At 71.7% G+C, this 13,889-nt stretch carries 12 protein-coding genes; 9 read left to right on the top strand and 3 right to left on the bottom strand.

Annotation, left to right across the window (positions count from 1 at the left end; all coding sequences use genetic code 11):
• Positions 1–6: 6 nt before the first annotated feature.
• Genes OG842_RS25285 through OG842_RS25275 form a run of 3 tightly spaced genes read left to right on the top strand, consistent with a single transcriptional unit; the run spans position 7 to position 4,239 of the window.
• Positions 7–2,103 carry an acetyl-CoA carboxylase biotin carboxylase subunit gene (locus tag OG842_RS25285; protein ID WP_266732812.1) on the top strand — a complete coding sequence of 699 codons (2,097 nt, stop codon included), beginning with the start codon at positions 7–9 and terminating at the stop codon, positions 2,101–2,103.
• Positions 2,100–3,041: a hydroxymethylglutaryl-CoA lyase gene (locus tag OG842_RS25280; protein WP_266732810.1), complete on the top strand. Its 942-nt coding sequence runs from the start codon at positions 2,100–2,102 to the stop codon at positions 3,039–3,041. Before OG842_RS25285 ends, OG842_RS25280 begins: the two co-directional genes overlap by 4 nt.
• 31 nt (positions 3,042–3,072) lie before the next feature.
• Complete coding sequence (locus OG842_RS25275) at positions 3,073–4,239, top strand: acyl-CoA dehydrogenase family protein (protein WP_266732808.1); 1,167 nt, start codon at positions 3,073–3,075, stop codon at positions 4,237–4,239.
• A gap of 128 nt (positions 4,240–4,367) precedes the next feature.
• Here OG842_RS25275 and OG842_RS25270 read toward each other — a convergent pair whose 3' ends face one another.
• A complete protein-coding gene (locus OG842_RS25270; protein WP_266732807.1) occupies positions 4,368–5,138 on the bottom strand; it encodes a hypothetical protein in 771 nt (256 codons plus the stop codon).
• Between the two features lie 222 nt (positions 5,139–5,360).
• Positions 5,361–6,809 (bottom strand): MFS transporter, encoded by a 1,449-nt coding sequence (locus OG842_RS25265; RefSeq protein WP_328512530.1) that lies wholly within the window; start codon positions 6,807–6,809, stop codon positions 5,361–5,363.
• Between the two features lie 159 nt (positions 6,810–6,968).
• On the opposite strand from OG842_RS25265, the gene OG842_RS25260 reads away from it, so the two are divergent.
• The 3 genes from OG842_RS25260 to OG842_RS25250 all read left to right on the top strand — a co-directional run bounded on the left by OG842_RS25260 (position 6,969) and on the right by OG842_RS25250 (position 8,616).
• The gene (locus OG842_RS25260) at positions 6,969–7,424 is read left to right on the top strand and encodes a MarR family winged helix-turn-helix transcriptional regulator (RefSeq protein WP_328512529.1); all 456 of its coding nucleotides are present in this window, start codon (positions 6,969–6,971) and stop codon (positions 7,422–7,424) included.
• Between the two features lie 194 nt (positions 7,425–7,618).
• Positions 7,619–8,260, top strand: a complete 642-nt coding sequence (locus tag OG842_RS25255; RefSeq protein ID WP_266732802.1) for a GNAT family N-acetyltransferase — start codon at positions 7,619–7,621, stop codon at positions 8,258–8,260.
• Complete coding sequence (locus OG842_RS25250) at positions 8,257–8,616, top strand: hypothetical protein (protein WP_266732801.1); 360 nt, start codon at positions 8,257–8,259, stop codon at positions 8,614–8,616. The genes OG842_RS25255 and OG842_RS25250 overlap by 4 nt, the downstream gene beginning before the upstream one ends.
• 108 nt (positions 8,617–8,724) lie before the next feature.
• Here OG842_RS25250 and OG842_RS25245 read toward each other — a convergent pair whose 3' ends face one another.
• Positions 8,725–10,353 (bottom strand): beta-N-acetylhexosaminidase, encoded by a 1,629-nt coding sequence (locus tag OG842_RS25245; RefSeq protein WP_266732799.1) that lies wholly within the window; start codon positions 10,351–10,353, stop codon positions 8,725–8,727.
• Positions 10,354–10,489: 136 nt separating this feature from the next.
• Here OG842_RS25245 and OG842_RS25240 point away from each other — a divergent pair, with 136 nt between their 5' ends.
• The 3 genes from OG842_RS25240 (at position 10,490) to glmS (ending at position 13,689) form a co-directional block, all read left to right on the top strand.
• Positions 10,490–11,410, top strand: a complete 921-nt coding sequence (locus OG842_RS25240) for a DUF4429 domain-containing protein (protein ID WP_328512528.1) — start codon at positions 10,490–10,492, stop codon at positions 11,408–11,410.
• Between the two features lie 130 nt (positions 11,411–11,540).
• The gene (locus tag OG842_RS25235) at positions 11,541–11,816 is read left to right on the top strand and encodes a hypothetical protein (RefSeq protein ID WP_072489218.1); all 276 of its coding nucleotides are present in this window, start codon (positions 11,541–11,543) and stop codon (positions 11,814–11,816) included.
• 43 nt (positions 11,817–11,859) lie between these two features.
• Positions 11,860–13,689: a glutamine--fructose-6-phosphate transaminase (isomerizing) gene (glmS, locus tag OG842_RS25230; RefSeq protein WP_328512527.1), complete on the top strand. Its 1,830-nt coding sequence runs from the start codon at positions 11,860–11,862 to the stop codon at positions 13,687–13,689.
• Positions 13,690–13,889 lie beyond the last annotated feature (200 nt).

Raw genomic sequence — 13,889 nt, 5'->3', positions numbered from 1 at the left:
GAACAGATGACGATGTTCGACACGGTTCTGGTCGCCAACCGCGGCGAGATCGCGGTACGTGTCATCCGCACGCTGCGCGAGCTGGGCGTCCGCTCGGTCGCCGTCTTCAGCGACGCGGACGCGGACGCCCGGCACGTCCGGGAGGCCGACACGGCGGTACGGATCGGGCCCGCCCCGGCCGCGATGAGCTATCTGAGCGTGCCCGCGCTGCTGGACGCGGCCCGTCGCACCGGCGCGCAGGCCGTCCACCCGGGATACGGATTCCTCGCCGAGAACGCGGGCTTCGCGCGGGCGTGCGCCGAGGCGGGGCTGGTCTTCATCGGCCCGCCCGCCTCCGCGATCACGCTGATGGGCGACAAGATCCGGGCCAAGGAGACGGTCGCGGCGGCCGGGGTCCCGGTGGTGCCCGGCTCGTCCGGGAGCGGGCTCACCGATGCCCAGCTGGTCGACGCGGCCGGCGGGATCGGGATGCCGGTGCTGCTGAAGCCCTCGGCGGGCGGCGGCGGCAAGGGCATGCGGCTGGTGCGCGACGAGGCGCTGCTCGGGGACGAGATCGCGGCCGCCCGGCGCGAGGCACGGTCCTCGTTCGGCGACGACACCCTGCTGGTGGAGCGGTGGATCGACCGCCCCCGGCACATCGAGATCCAGGTGCTGGCCGACGCCCACGGCAACGTGGTCCACCTCGGCGAGCGCGAGTGCTCGCTCCAGCGCCGCCACCAGAAGATCATCGAGGAGGCGCCCTCCGTCCTGCTCGACGAGGAGACCCGGGCGGCGATGGGTGAGGCGGCCGTCCAGGCAGCCCGCTCCTGCGGCTACGTCGGCGCGGGCACGGTGGAGTTCATCGTCCCGGGCAACGACCCCGCCTCGTACTACTTCATGGAGATGAACACCCGCCTCCAGGTCGAGCACCCGGTCACCGAGCTGATCACCGGCCTGGACCTGGTGGAGTGGCAGCTCAGGGTCGCGGCAGGCGAGCAACTCCCCTACCGGCAGCAGGACATCACACTCACCGGCCACGCCATCGAGGCCCGGATCTGCGCCGAGGACCCGGCCCGCGGCTTCCTGCCCTCCGGCGGCACGGTCCTCACGCTGCACGAGCCGCAGGGCAACGGCGTGCGGACGGACTCCGGGCTCGGCACGGGCGGCGAGGTCGGCAGCCTGTACGACCCGATGCTGTCGAAGGTCATCGCGTACGGCCCCGACCGCCCCACCGCCCTGCGCCGGCTGCGGGCGGCGCTCGCGGACACGGTGATCCTCGGCGTTCCGACCAACGCCGGATTCCTGCGCCGGCTGCTCGCCCATCCGGCGGTGGCGGCGGGCGATCTGGACACGGGTCTGGTGGAGCGCGAGGCGTCCGGCCTGGTCCCGGAGGGTGTCCCCGAAGAGGTGTACGCGGCAGCCGCACTCCTGCGCCACTCCGCCGCCTCCCCCGCCGACGCCCCCGCCGGCTGGGTGGACCCGTTCTCGGTGGCGAGCGGCTGGCGCCTCGGCGGCACCCCGGCCCGCACGGTGCTCGACTTCCGGCTGCCGGGCCACGACCCGGTGCAGGTCTCGCTGCGTTCCTGCCCGGCCGGTACGGAGCTGACGTTCGGCCACGTCGGGGAGGGCGCCGAGCCGCCGCAGCCCGTGACGGGGGCCTGCGGCCCGCTGGCCCCGCTGCCCGGCGGCAAGGAGACGGCCAGGCTGGTCGAGGTCTCCGGGCCCCGCCTCACCCTCGAACTCGCCGGTGTCACCCACGCGTTCAGCCACGCCTCCTCCCCGGACGGGGTGTGGCTCGGCCGGGACGGTGACAGCTGGCACGTACAGGATCACGACCCGGTGGAGGCGTCGCTGGCCGGCGCGGGCCGTTCCGGGGCGGACACCCTCGCCGCGCCCATGCCGGGCACCGTGACGGTCGTGAAGGTGGCGGTCGGTGACGAGGTCGTGGCCGGTCAGAGCCTGCTCGTGGTGGAGGCCATGAAGATGGAGCACGTCATCTCCGCCCCGCACGCCGGGACCGTGACCGAACTGGACGTCAGCGCCGGCACCACGGTCGCCATGGACCAGATCCTGGCCGTGGTGGCCCCCACAGAGGCCCTCGTCGCTCCCGGGGAGGAAGCATGACGACGCCACGCACCCTTCCCATGACCGTCCCGGCCCAGGACCTGCCCGCCCGGGTCCGCATCCACGAGGTCGGTGCCCGCGACGGGCTGCAGAACGAGAAGGCCGTCGTACCGACCGAGGTGAAGGCGGAGTTCATCCACCGGCTGGCCGCGTCGGGCCTGACCACCATCGAGGCGACCAGCTTCGTGCACCCCAAGTGGGTGCCCCAACTGGCCGACGCCGAGGACCTGTTCCCCCGCCTGGCCGACATCGACGGCGTCGCGCTGCCGGTCCTGGTCCCGAACGAACGCGGCCTGGACCGGGCACTGGCGCTCGGCGCCCGCCGGATCGCGGTGTTCGGCTCGGCGACCGAGACGTTCGCCGCCCGCAATCTCAACCGCACCGTCGACGAGTCGCTCGCCATGTTCGAGCCGGTCGTCGCCCGCGCCAAGGCCGACAAGGTGCACGTGCGCGGCTACCTGTCGATGTGCTTCGGCGACCCGTGGGAGGGGCCCGTCCCCGTCCACCAGGTCGTCCGGGTCGCCAAGGCGCTGATGGACCTCGGCTGCGACGAGCTCTCCCTCGGCGACACCATCGGCGTCGCCACGCCCGGCCACGTTCAGACCCTGCTCTCGGAGCTGAACGAGGAAGGGGTACGCACCGACACCGTCGGCGTGCACTTCCACGACACGTACGGCCAGGCGCTCTCCAACACCCTCGCCGCGCTCCAGCACGGGGTGACCACGGTGGACGCCTCCGCGGGCGGCCTCGGCGGCTGCCCGTACGCGAAGAGCGCGACCGGAAACCTCGCCACCGAGGACCTCGTGTGGATGCTCCAGGGCCTCGGTATCGAAACCGGGGTCGATCTCGACGCGCTCACCGCCACCAGCGTGTGGCTCGCCGACCGACTGGGCCGACCCAGCCCGTCCCGTACCGTCCGCGCGCTCTCGGTGCGATAGACACCCGTTCCCACAAGGAGTGACCCCTGCCATGTCCCTGGACCACCGGCTGACCGCCGAACACGAGGAACTGCGGCGCACCGTCGAGGAGTTCGCGCACGACGTGGTCGCGCCGAAGATCGGCGACTTCTACGAACGGCACGAGTTCCCGTACGAGATCGTGCGGGAGATGGGGCGGATGGGCCTGTTCGGGCTCCCGTTCCCCGAGGAGTACGGCGGCATGGGCGGCGACTACCTCGCCCTCGGGATCGCCCTGGAGGAGCTGGCCCGGGTCGACTCCTCCGTGGCGATCACCCTGGAGGCCGGGGTCTCGCTCGGCGCGATGCCGGTCTACCGCTTCGGCACCGAGGAGCAGAAGCAGCGGTGGCTGCCGAAGCTCTGCTCGGGCGAGGCGCTCGGCGCGTTCGGCCTGACCGAGCCGGACGGCGGCTCGGACGCGGGCGGCACCCGGACGACGGCGGTGCGCGACGAGGCCACCGGCGAGTGGGTGATCAACGGCTCCAAGTGCTTCATCACCAACTCCGGTACGGACATCACGGAGCTGGTCACGGTGACCGCGGTGACCGGCCGCAAGGAGAACGGCGCCCCGCTCATCTCCTCGATCATCGTGCCGTCCGGCACCCCCGGCTTCACGGTCGCGGCCCCGTACTCCAAGGTCGGCTGGAACGCCTCGGACACCCGTGAGCTGTCCTTCTCCGACGTCCGCGTCCCGCTGGAGAACCTGCTGGGCGAGGAGGGCCGCGGCTACGCCCAGTTCCTGCGCATCCTGGACGAGGGCCGGATCGCCATCTCCGCCCTGTCCACGGGCCTGGCCCAGGGCTGCGTCGACGAGTCGGTCAAGTACGCCGCCGAGCGCCACGCCTTCGGCCGCCCGATCGGCGCCAACCAGGCCATCCAGTTCAAGATCGCGGACATGGAGATGCGCGCCCACATGGCCCGCGTCGGCTGGCGCGACGCCGCCTCGCGCATGGTGGCGGGCGAACCCTTCAAGAAGGAGGCCGCGATCGCGAAGCTGTACTCCTCGACGGTGGCGGTGGACAACGCCCGCGAGGCGACCCAGATCCACGGCGGCTACGGCTTCATGAACGAGTACCCGGTGGCCAGGATGTGGCGCGACTCCAAGATCCTGGAGATCGGCGAGGGCACGAGCGAGGTCCAGCGCATGCTGATCGCCCGCGAACTGGGCCTGCCGTCCTGACGTACGGGTGACACGGCTCCGGGGCCGGTCGGGCGAGCAGACGGACGGTCGGCTCGCCCGGCCGGCCCCGGAGCCCCTCTCCGGGGCCGGCGGCCGAGTCCGGCCCGCCCGTCGCGCGGCGCGGTGCGTCAGTAGCTGTGACCGGGCCAGTGGGGGTCGTCCCAGCGGGCGTCGCCGGTGAGGCCCAGGAGCCTTATCCGGTGGAGGAGTTCGTCGGGTGCTCCATGGGCGACGAGCCGGGGGCGGGCGTGGTCGAGCAGCCAGGCCGTCAGTTCGGCACACTTCTCCTGACTGTTGTCCCGGGCATCCCAGGCATCCCAGGGGAGGTTGTCGCCGAGCAGCTCGTACTCCCAGTGGTCGGCGGCTGCGGTGAGGTGCTGGTCGGCCGTGGTTCCGGACTGTGACTCCCAGTGGGCGAGCCACGGACGGAGTTCGCCGGACGCCTCGGCGATCAGGGCGAGGAGGTCGTGGGCGGAGAGGACGGGGGCCGGGTCGGCGAGTGTGTCGGCCCACCAGGCGTCGAGGAACTCCCGTACCGCTGCGGCCTGTTCGGCGGGCCACTGCTGCCAGCGGCCACGGGCGAACGAGCGGCCGATGTCGTCCGAGTCGCGGTACGGGTCGGTGTGGCCCGTCACGAGGAACCGGGCGAACTGAGGGAGTATCCGGCGCAGCACGGAGGGGTGGTCGCTCCAGTCGGGTGCGCTCCAGGTGCGGCGCAGCAGGTCGGGGTCCAGCTCCCGGTCCGCCACCTTGAGCTGGGCGAGTTCCTCGGCGCTGCCCCAGTGGCACTCGCAGTTGTTCTCGTCGGGGTGGGCGGTCATTCCGCGGAAGGTGACCGCGAGGCCGTCCAGTGCGGCGTCGAGGCGGCGGCGGGTGGGGCGCGGCGCGGAGTGTGTCATGGGCGTTCGCCTTCAGGGCTCCGGAGGCTGACGCCGGCCGAAGATTGCCACCTTACCGGGAAGGGAAGGGGCGATGTGCTGACGGCCGCTCCCGACGTGACGAACCGGAGCGGCCCCGTCAACCAGTCGCAGTGCGAGGCTGGTTGACGGGGCCGGGGTGCCGACGCGTTGTCGTCGGCTCGCATCTCGTACGTTTCCGGACGCCCGGGCGTCCGGGGCAGGTCAGGCCTTGGCCGTGGCCTGTTCCACGGCGGCGTCGGCGCCGGTGCCGGACTCGGCGCGTCGCGCGGCCGGGATGGCGGCGGCGATCACCGCCGCCACCAGGGCGACGCCGCAGCCGACCATGAGACCGGTACGGAAGCCGTTCTCGGAGGTGAGGCTGTAGCCGCCCATGGTGACGGTCATCTGGGAGAGGACCACGCCGATCACCGCGGCGCCGATCGACGTACCGAGCGAGCGCATCAGCGTGTTGAAGCCGTTGGCGGCGGCGGTCTCGGACAGCGGGACCGATCCCATGATCAGCGCGGGCATCGCACCGTACGCCAGGCCGACACCGCTGCTGGTCACCATGCCCACCACCATCAGGCCCCACGCGGAGCCCATGAGCACCAGCGCCAGACCGTAGCCGACCGCGATGACCAGGATGCCGCACACCAGGGTGAACTTCGGGCCCCTGGCGTCGATGAGCTTTCCGCCGAGCGGGGAGACGATCATCATCATGATCCCGCCGGGCGCCAGCCACAGGCCCGCCGCGAGCATCGACTGGCCCAGGCCGTAGCCGGTGGCGGAGGGCAGCTGGAGCAGCTGCGGCGCGATCAGCATGCTGGCGTACATGCCGAAGCCGACGAAGACGGAGGCGAGGTTGGTCATCAGCACCCGCGGACGCGCGGTGGTGCGCAGGTCGACCAGCGGGTCGCGGGTACGCAGCTCCCACAGGCCCCAGGCGAGCAGCACGACGACGGCGGCGGCGAACAGGCCGAGCGTGGTGGCCGAGCCCCAGCCCCAGTCGGCGCCCTTGGAGACCGCGAGCAGCAGGCAGACCAGGCCCGCCCCGAGGCCGAGCGCACCGAGCACGTCGAACCGCTGGCCCTTGGCGCCGGCCGGCACATCGGGGATCAGGAACCAGATCAGCACCGCGACCATGGTGGCCAGGCCGGCCGAGCCCCAGAACAGCACCCGCCAGTTCGTGTACTGGGCGACCGCCGCGGCGATCGGCAGGCCGAGCGCGCCGCCGATGCCCATGGAGGCGCTGACCAGTGCGATGGAGGAGCTGAGCTTCTCCGCCGGGACCACGTCACGCAGCAGGGCGATGCCGAGCGGCAGTACGCCCATGCCCATGCCCTGCAGACCGCGGCCGACGATCATGGGGACGACGGACGAGGAGAGCGCGCACACCACCGAGCCGACGATCAGCGGCACTGAGCACACGAGAAGCATCCGGCGCTTGCCGACCATGTCGCCCAGACGTCCGGAGACGGGCACGCAGACGGCGGACACCAGCAGGGTGACGGTGATCACCCACGCCGCGTTCGAGGGGGTGGTGCTCAGGATCTGCGGCAGCTCCGCGATGAGCGGGGTGACCAGGGTCTGCATGATCGCCGCAGTGGTGCCGGCGATGGCCAGCGTGGCGACTACGCCGCCGCTGCGGGTTGATGGCTGGGGCGCGCCCATCCGGGACTCCTCGGGTATACATCGGAAGAAGACTATGCATCGTACACACTTAATGCATCGAGCACGTTATATGTATGTTGCATAGACCTGTGGGAGAATAACGGCCGACATCCGGAATCACGCCGGGACGCCCGGACGACAACAGGAGGCGGCAGGCGCATGACCAGGCCCACACACGAGGTCGAGTACGAGCAGATGCTCCTCAGCCGTCACGGCCTCCTGCAGAACAAGGGCGGCCGGCGCAAGGACGGCCTGATGGACCGCAGCGCCTACATCCTGCTCAGCCGCGTCCGCGTCCAGGGGCCGATGTCGATCGGTGAGCTCAGCGACGCCTTCGGGCTCGACGCCTCCACCCTCAACCGGCAGACCGCGGCGGCCATGCGCGCCGGACTCGTGGAACGCATCCCGGACCCCGAAGGCGGCATGGCCCGCAAGTTCCGGATCACCGACGAGGGCGCCCGCATGCTCGACGCGGAACGCGAGGGCCTCGTCGGCTCCCTGGAGCGGGTCATGGCCAACTGGTCGGACGAGGACATCTCCGGCTTCGCCGCCTACCTGAGGCGCTTCAACACCGACATCGAACGCCTGGCCGGCCGACCCTGGCCGCGCCCCTGACCGTTCGCGGCTCCTGGGCCGCTGCCGTGGAGTCCCGCCCGGCTCGCGACGCCCGGCCGTGGAGTCCCGCCCGTTCGCGCCCCCCGGGCCGTGGCCGACGCACGCGAGCGCGGCGTGCCGGCGGAAGGGCCCGCGGTGCGGCCGGCCGGGAAATCCGCTCGACAGTGCGCCGTCCCGCCCGGCAGAGTCCGTCCATGAAGCCGCAGCACTGGCCCCTGTACGGGCTCCGCCTCCGCACACCCCGCCTGGAACTACGCCTCCCCGACCTGGAGTTGCTGGACGACCTCGCGTCGGTCGCCGCCGGCGGGGTGCACGCGCCGGGCGAGATGCCGTTCGCGGTCCCCTGGACCGACGTACCGCCCGAGGAGCGCGGCAGGGCAGTGCTCCAGCACGTGCTGTCCACCGTCGCCGACTGGTCGGTACGGGACTGGGCGCTGAGTCTCGCCGTGCTGTACGAGGGCAGGGTGGTCGGGCGGCAGGACCTGACGGCCGAGGACTTCGCCGTGACCGGCCAGGTCAGCACCGGGTCGTGGCTGGGCCTGGCCCACCAGGGCCGGGGCATCGGCACCGAGATGCGGGCCGCCGCCCTGCATCTCGCCTTCGCCGGCCTCGGGGCCCGGACCGCGGTGTCGGCCGCGATGACCGACAACCCGCGCTCCCTGGGCGTCTCGCGCCGGCTCGGCTACCTGCCGGACGGCCTCACGGTCGCCGCCGTGCGGGGAGTGCCCGTCACCCTGCAGCGGCTGCGGATGGACCGGGCGCGCTGGGAGGAGTGCCGGAGCATCGAGGTCACCGTCGAGGGACTCGAAGGCTGCCGTGGGGAGTTCGGGGCATGACACTGCTGGTGCACACCTTCGTGTACGACGAGCCGGGGAAGCTGAGACTGCTCGACGACCCCGAGGACGGCAGCGACATGGCCGGGTTCGAGAGCAGCCGGACCAAGCTCTGGGGCTCGGAGCACGCGCGGGCGATCGGGGCCCGGTTCTTCCCCGAGCTGGCCGCCGACGACCTGTACGTACAGCCGGAGGACGTCGAGGACTTCCTCGCCGAGTGCGAGCTGATGCGCGGGCACACGGCGGAGCTCGGTGCACACAGCGGCTACGGGGAGGACTACGTGACGGCCCGGCTCGCCAACATCACCCGGGCCGCGCTGCGGGCCCGGTCGGTGGGCGGCGGGGTGCTGGTCTGGTGAGCGGCGACGACGGCCGCGGGCGAAGGGGGCGAAGGGGACGAGCGGAGCGCGAGCACCGATTCCGCCCGGCGACCGGAGGCGCGCGGTCGCCGGACGGGCCCGGTCAGCTCACTGAGCCGCCCAGGGGACCTGCGGCGCCCGGTAGTAGTTGATGCCCAGCGCCGAGAGCCTCGGCCCCTGCGCGCCCAGCCGCACCTTGTACGTGCCCCAGTCGTGCGTGGCCGCGGGCGACCAGCCGAGCTCCGCGACCCCGGGCAGCCGGGGGAACGCCATCTGCTCGATCTCGTCGCTGTTGCTCAGGGTCTCCGACCAGAGCGGCGCCTCGACACCGAGGACCGACTCCGCCGGGGCGCCGGCCAGGTACGTCGCCGGGTCCCAGTCGTACGAGCGCTGCACCGAGACGTAACCGGCCCAGGCCAGGCCCAGCTTGGTGTCCTTGTCGTACTTCATGTCGAGGTAGCTGCGGTCGGCCGGGGACAGCACCAGCTTCGTGCCGTTCGCGGCGGCGGCCGCGACCTGCTCGCGCTCGGCGGCGCCCGTCCTGTCGTAACCCCAGTACTGGGCGACCGCGCCCTTCACCGGCGTGCCCCCGGTCAGCTGGTGCCAGCCGATCACGGTCTTGCCGTACTTGCCGACGATGGCCTGCGCCTTGTCCATGAAGGCCACGTAGTCCTCATGGCTGGTGGAGTGCGCCTCGTCGCCGCCGATGTGGAGGTACTTGCCGGGGGTGAGCTCGGCGAGCTCGCGGACCACGTCGTCCACGAAGTCGTACGTGACGGCCTTCGGCACGCAGAGCGAGCTGAAGCCGACGTTGGTGCCGGTGTACAGCGGCGGCGCGACCCCGTTGCAGTTCAGCTCCGCGTACGAGGCGAGTGCCGCGTTGGTGTGGCCGGGCAGGTCGATCTCCGGGACGACCTCCAGATAGCGGGAGGCCGCGTACCGGACGATCTCCTTGTAGTCGTCCTTGGTGTAGTAGCCGCCGGGGCCGCCGCCGACCTCCGTCTGGCCGCCGTACGTGGCGAGCCGCGGCCAGGAGTCGATGGCGATCCGCCAGCCCTGGTCGTCGGAGAGATGCAGATGGAGCTTGTTCATCTTGTAGAGGGCGAGCTGGTCGATGTACCGCTTGACCTCGCCGACCGAGAAGAAGTGCCGGGAGACGTCGAGCATCGCGCTGCGGTAGGCGTAGCGCGGCGTGTCCGTGACCGTGCCGCCCGCGACGGTCCACGGCCCCTGCTGGGGGCTCTTCTTCTCCACGTCGGCCGGGAGCAGCTGCCGGAGCGTCTGGACGCCGTGGAAGAGCCCGGCGGGGCCGCGTGCGGTGATGGTGACGGAGCCCCGGCTGGACTTCAGGCGGTAGCCCTCGGCGCCCAGTTCACCGTTGCCGGGGTCGAGGCGCAGCCGGATGCCGTTGCCCGCGTCGCCGGTGACCGGCAGGGCGTATCCGGTGGACGGGCGCAGCACGCCCGCCAGGTAGTCGCCGACCTTCCGGGCCTCTCCGGAGCCGTCGACGCGGATCCTGGTGTCCGCCGTGATGGTGTACGGGGTGCCGCCGGGCTTCGCCTCGGCGGGGGCGGGCACGATCTGGTCGAGCGGACGGGGCGAGGCGGCGGCCGGGCCGCTGTCCGCCGCCGCTCCCTCCGCCGCCGCGCCGATACCGGAGATCCCGGCCGCCGTGACGAGCAGCAGCGAGCCGAGAAGGCGGGGAAGGGCGGTGCGCTGTGTCCTGTGCAGTCTCACAAGCCGGGTCCCTTTCGACGGGTTCACACCTGTGGAGCTCCTGAACATCCGAACCATCACCATGCGTATCGTGCGCCTCACGCGTGGTCAAGGTGTAGACCACTTCCCTGTCACGCGGGCTGACAGAATCTGCCGCATGGCGGAAATAATCCAGCGCGACGGAACCTGGACCTTCGACGGCGAATCGGTACGGATCACACCGGGCCGGGGCAAGGGCATCCACCCGCTCCGGGAGGGGCTGGGCGAATGCGTCGTCCCGCTGGCGGCGTTGGCGGGGATCTCCTTCGAGCCGGACCGCAAGGGCGGCCGGCTGCGACTGCGGCTGCGCGACGGCGCGTGCCCGGTCCTGCGGGCGGCGGACGGCCGGCTCAAGGACGCTGCGGACCCCTACCAGCTGGCCGTGGAGAAGGACCGGACCGGGGTGGCCGAGTACTTCGTCGACGAGGTGCGCAACGCCCTGCTGGTCGAGCAGGTGCCCAACGGGGCGGTGGACGAGTTCCTGCTGCCGGGGCCCGCGGTGCCGGTCGCCGGCGGCGGCGGGGACGGCACGGCCTCGTTCGACGGGGAGACCGTCCGCCTCACCTGGAACTGGAAGGCCAAGGAGGTCAAGACGTCGGGCGGCCCGGTCTCGTTCCCGGTGTCGGAGGTGACCGGCGTGCACTGGGTGCCCGCCATCGGCCTGGAGAACGGGCATCTGCGCTTCGTACGGGGCGAGGGGGCGGCACCGGCCCCGGCCGCCGAGTACGACCAGTACTCGCTGGACCTGTGGGGGCTGTCCAAGAAGGAGCACACGGCGGTGCTGGTCGCGGCGGCGGTGCTCGTACGGCTGCCCGGCACGGCGGCGAGGACGACGGGGCCGGCCGGGGCTCTCGAAGGCGCCACCACCGCGGCTCCGGAGATCGCGCCCCTGGCCGCACCCGCGGAACCCGCGCCGTCCGGCGACGATCACGACGCCCTGCTGCGCCGGCTGCGCGAGCTCGGCGATCTCCACCGCGCCGGGGTTCTCACCGACGACGAGTTCACCGCCGCCAAGCAGGCCGTGCTCAAGCGGCTCTGAGCGGGCACCCCCGACTCGTCCCGCTCGTCCCGCCCACTCCGAGGCCCCGCGAGACGGCAATCACACCCACCCCTGCCCGATATCGGGCAGAATTGTTGCGTAAGCGCCCCGCCCACCGCAATATCAACGAGTGCTCGAACGCCGCCCGTCGCATGACGACCTCATCGATCACCTGGTGCGCAGCACCGCGCTCCAGCGCGGTGAAGCCGCCCGGGTGATCCTCGACGTGCTGGCGTACTTCGACGAGACGACCGACGACTTCGTCCGCCGCCGCCACCGCGAACTGCAGTCCGGCGGCCTGGTCAACGCGGAGATCTTCGAACGGATCGCGGCCGAGCTGCCGCACCGCGCGGTCGCGCCGCCGGAGCTCTCGCTCCGCCAGCTGCGCCGCATCGTCTACGGCTGAGCAACGGGCACCACAAGTACGTCGATGGAGGGGCAGAGACTTTATGTGCGGAATCGTCGGATACATCGGGAAGCGTGACGTGGCTCCGCTGCTGCTGGAAGGGCTGCAGCGACTGGAATACCGGGGTTACGACTCCGCGGGCATCGTCATCACCGGCAAGGCGTCGGCCGGCAAGCCCGCCACCCTGCGGATGGTGAAGGCCAAGGGCCGGGTCCGCGAGCTGGAGGCCCGCGTCCCCAAGCGCTTCACCGGCACCACCGGTATCGCCCACACCCGCTGGGCCACCCACGGCGCCCCGAGCGACGAGAACGCGCACCCGCACCTGGACGCCGAGAACAAGGTCGCAGTCGTCCACAACGGCATCATCGACAACGCCTCCGAGCTCCGTGCGAAGCTCGTCGCCGACGGTGTCGTCTTCCTCTCCGAGACCGACACCGAGGTGCTGGTCCACCTGATCGCCCGCGCCCAGGCGCAGACCCTGGAGGAGAAGGTCCGCGAGGCGCTGCGCTCGGTCGAGGGCACGTACGGCATCGCCGTCATGCACGCCGACTTCAACGACCGCATCGTGGTCGCCCGCAACGGCTCCCCGGTCGTGCTCGGCATCGGCGAGAAGGAGATGTTCGTCGCCTCGGACGTCGCCGCTCTGGTCGCCCACACCCGCCAGGTCGTGACCCTGGACGACGGCGAGATGGCCACCCTCAAGGCCGACGACTTCCGTACGTACACCACGGAGGGCTCGTCCACGACGGCCACGCCGACCACCGTGGAGTGGGAGGCCGAGTCGTACGACATGGGCGGCCACGACACGTACATGCACAAGGAGATCTCCGAGCAGGCCGACGCCGTCGACCGGGTGCTGCGCGGCCGGATCGACGACCGCTTCGCCACCGTGCACCTGGGCGGCCTCAACCTGGACGCCCGCGAGGCGCGCGGGGTCCGCCGGATCAAGATTCTCGGCTGCGGCACCTCGTACCACGCGGGCCAGATCGGCGCGCAGCTGATCGAGGAGCTCGCCCGTATCCCCGCGGACGCCGAGCCGGCCTCCGAGTTCCGCTACCGCAACCCGGTCGTCGACCCGGACACGCTGTACGTCGCGGTCTCCCAGTCCGGTGAGACGTACGACGTGCTGGCCGCCGTCCAGGAGCTCAAGCGCAAGGGCGCCCGGGTGCTCGGCGTCGTCAACGTGGTGGGTTCCGCGATCGCCCGGGAGGCGGACGGCGGTACGTACGTCCACGCCGGCCCCGAGGTCTGCGTCGTCTCCACCAAGTGCTTCACCAACACGGTCGTCGCGTTCGCGCTGCTTGCCCTGCACCTGGGCCGGATCCGGGACCTGTCGGTCGCCGACGGCAAGCGGATCATCGAGGGGCTGCGCAGGCTGCCCGCCCAGATCAGCGAGATCCTGGCGAACGAGGACGAGATCAAGAAGATGGCGGCCGAGTACGCGGACGCCAAGTCGATGATGTTCATCGGCCGGGTGCGCGGTTACCCCGTCGCCCGGGAGGCCTCGCTGAAGCTCAAGGAGGTCTCGTACATCCACGCGGAGGCGTACCCGGCCTCCGAGCTGAAGCACGGGCCGCTGGCCCTGATCGAGCCCGCGATGCCGACGGTCGCGATCGTGCCGGACGACGACCTGCTGGAGAAGAACCGCGCCGCGATGGAGGAGATCAAGGCCCGCAGCGGCCGCATCCTCGCCGTCGCCCACCAGGTGCAGGAGAAGGCCGACCACACCATCGTCGTACCGAAGAACGAGAACGAGCTGGACCCGATCCTGATGGGCATCCCGCTCCAGCTCTTCGCGTACCACACGGCGCTGGCCATGGGCCGTGACATCGACAAGCCGCGCAACCTGGCGAAGTCCGTCACCGTCGAATAGGCCCGCGCAGGGGGCGGCCCCGGCGCGCGCAATGCTGTCCTGGTGCGCGCCGGGCGCCCTCGAATCCGCCATCGAGGGCATGAAATGCCGGTTTACGCAGGCGATTTGACGCCATGTCGAACGGGGACGTCACACCGGATCGCAGGGGTGACGGAGGGGTTGCCGGGGCGGTGACGGAGGGGTTGCGGGGGCGTCGGGCG

The sequence above is a fragment of the Streptomyces sp. NBC_00376 genome, assembly GCF_036077095.1.
In the GTDB taxonomy this organism is placed as follows: Bacteria; Actinomycetota; Actinomycetes; order Streptomycetales; family Streptomycetaceae; genus Streptomyces.
The sequence above is the reverse complement of the archived record's forward strand: the minus strand, read 5'-3'. Positions and strand labels throughout refer to the sequence as shown.

What these genes read in the sequence shown, in the direction of transcription:
- OG842_RS25265 (WP_328512530.1), bottom strand. Translation starts at nt 6,809, where the DNA reads ATGGGCGCGCCCCAGCCATCAACCCGCAGCGGCGGCGTAGTCGCCACG.
- OG842_RS25240 (WP_328512528.1), top strand. Translation starts at nt 10,490, where the DNA reads ATGGCGGAAATAATCCAGCGCGACGGAACCTGGACCTTCGACGGCGAA.
- OG842_RS25270 (WP_266732807.1), bottom strand. Translation starts at nt 5,138, where the DNA reads ATGACACACTCCGCGCCGCGCCCCACCCGCCGCCGCCTCGACGCCGCA.
- OG842_RS25260 (WP_328512529.1), top strand. Translation starts at nt 6,969, where the DNA reads ATGACCAGGCCCACACACGAGGTCGAGTACGAGCAGATGCTCCTCAGC.
- glmS (WP_328512527.1), top strand. Translation starts at nt 11,860, where the DNA reads ATGTGCGGAATCGTCGGATACATCGGGAAGCGTGACGTGGCTCCGCTG.
- OG842_RS25280 (WP_266732810.1), top strand. Translation starts at nt 2,100, where the DNA reads ATGACGACGCCACGCACCCTTCCCATGACCGTCCCGGCCCAGGACCTG.
- OG842_RS25250 (WP_266732801.1), top strand. Translation starts at nt 8,257, where the DNA reads ATGACACTGCTGGTGCACACCTTCGTGTACGACGAGCCGGGGAAGCTG.
- OG842_RS25285 (WP_266732812.1), top strand. Translation starts at nt 7, where the DNA reads ATGACGATGTTCGACACGGTTCTGGTCGCCAACCGCGGCGAGATCGCG.
- OG842_RS25255 (WP_266732802.1), top strand. Translation starts at nt 7,619, where the DNA reads ATGAAGCCGCAGCACTGGCCCCTGTACGGGCTCCGCCTCCGCACACCC.
- OG842_RS25275 (WP_266732808.1), top strand. Translation starts at nt 3,073, where the DNA reads ATGTCCCTGGACCACCGGCTGACCGCCGAACACGAGGAACTGCGGCGC.